Origin of the sequence: Lyngbya aestuarii BL J (assembly GCF_000478195.2) — a bacterium.
GTDB lineage: Bacteria > Cyanobacteriota > Cyanobacteriia > Cyanobacteriales > Microcoleaceae > Capilliphycus > Capilliphycus aestuarii.
In genome coordinates, this window is sequence record NZ_AUZM01000228.1 from 1 (window position 1) to 1,183 (window position 1,183).

Below are 1,183 nucleotides of genomic sequence, written 5' to 3' on the forward strand. Positions count from 1 at the left end.
GACGCTCTTCCGATCTATTAGGGACATTCTACAAACGGCTTCAGTTTTTGTTACCCTTGATGAGGATGTTGACAAGCGATCGCAGGAGTTAGAAGATTTAGGATTTGGACTTTATGACTCTTTTCATATTGCTAGTGCCGAACGGGGGAAGGCGGATATCTTGTTAACGACAGATGATCGCTTGCTTAAAAAAGCAAATAGCTATCAAGATAGGCTGTTGGTCAGATTAAGTAATCCTGTTAATTGGTTAATGACTATTTTTCAGCAAGAAGGAGAAATGAGCAATGACACCAATTGAGCTTAGAAAGAAAGCTTATCAAGTTTTGGTCAATAATCTGGGTCAAATTGATACAATTCGCTTTTTACAACAGGTAGGATGGGGAAGTGGTGATTACACTAAAGAACGAGAAGATCTACTCAAAGGGGTAACGCGAGATGAGTTTTGGCAAGATATTCGGAGAAATCGTCAAAAATAGCCAGCGATTGAAGTAGTCGGCGCTGTGCGTGAGGCGATTGACCCGAGCGATTGCATAAGATAAAAATATTATTTGTCAAGTACGGATAACCGAATACTTTACATCGGTAAACCGAATCTCCGGCGTGCAACTGGGGTGGCCTATGGTTCGTTGTTGTCCGGGGTGCGATTGAGTCCCCTCACCTTCAAGTCTGTTGCGACTGGCTCTGTGGTTGTGTACAATCTGTTTAGCTCAATCTGCTGAATATGAACTATTCCTCTGCATTAGCTTTACTTAAAAATAACTACCCGAATTTGGCTGTTATTGAAGTTTGGGAGAATGTGCTGTTTTTACGAATGAGTAAAGGCCGATGTGTTTTCCACCGGAAAAAAGGGACGATTTTTGCGGGTTTGGAAGTTGGCACTTGGGTCTTGGCGGCGGATAATCAAGTGGAAGCCAGACAGTTATACAAAAAAATGGCGATTAAACTGCATCCTGATAAGCAGTCGGGGAGCCATGACAAGTTTATTAAGCTAAAAAATTGTTACGAAAATTATGAGACAATTAGAGCTAGACTTGGGGCTGGATTTTTTGAGTACGATGACTACCCAGAAGACCCAAAATACTCAAAATCTTATTACTACCGAGAAAGACAGAGAGACGAGTGGTTCAGGAAAACCTACAGCAGCTATCAAGCCTGGGTTAAAAGACGCAAGGAACAAGACGAG

Annotated in this window: 3 protein-coding genes; all 3 read left to right on the forward strand. The window is 42.0% G+C overall.

The features are described from left to right. The coding region (locus tag M595_RS31640; protein ID WP_023069875.1) for a PIN domain-containing protein at positions 1-298 on the forward strand (298 nt) is incomplete at its 5' end. Next, positions 285-476 (forward strand): hypothetical protein, encoded by a 192-nt coding sequence (locus M595_RS27715; RefSeq protein WP_023069677.1) that lies wholly within the window; start codon positions 285-287, stop codon positions 474-476. The genes M595_RS31640 and M595_RS27715, both read left to right, overlap by 14 nt. 245 nt (positions 477-721) lie before the next feature. Then, the coding region (locus tag M595_RS27720) for a molecular chaperone DnaJ (RefSeq protein ID WP_023069704.1) at positions 722-1,183 on the forward strand (462 nt) is incomplete at its 3' end.

What these genes read in the sequence shown, in the direction of transcription:
- M595_RS27715 (WP_023069677.1), top strand. Translation starts at nt 285, where the DNA reads ATGACACCAATTGAGCTTAGAAAGAAAGCTTATCAAGTTTTGGTCAAT.